This window comes from Massilia pinisoli, from assembly GCF_024753285.1.
In the GTDB taxonomy this organism is placed as follows: domain Bacteria; phylum Pseudomonadota; class Gammaproteobacteria; order Burkholderiales; family Burkholderiaceae_D; genus Telluria; species Telluria pinisoli.
In genome coordinates, this window is record NZ_JANUGW010000068.1 from 1 (window position 1) to 299 (window position 299).

Consider the following 299-nt stretch of genomic DNA (forward strand, 5'->3'; position numbering starts at 1 on the left):
GGACGTCCAACAACTTTGATCATGATGAACAGTGAAAAACTGAAACACTGCCAGATCTGCGGACGCGCGCTCGACAACCCCGCAGATCGACTTTCAACTGATTGCGGCGGAGATTGCTGGGGATGTGTAGGCGTTATCGAGGCAGAAATGGGGGATCCAGAGTCGCTTGCCAAGGTGCCCAAAGAATTTGCATTGGGGCTGCGGCCCGACTGGATCGATCCAGTTGGACCCTAATTTTGCGGCCTCGCCACGTCCGCTCAGGGGCGCCAGCCGTCGTACACTACAATGGCTACAACCGG

General features: G+C 56.5%; 1 protein-coding gene. It reads left to right on the forward strand.

Annotated elements, in window-relative coordinates; genetic code table 11:
- On the forward strand, positions 1-234 hold a 234-nt coding region (locus NX784_RS28775), incomplete at its 5' end, for a hypothetical protein (RefSeq protein ID WP_258820092.1).
- Positions 235-299: the final 65 nt, after the last annotated feature.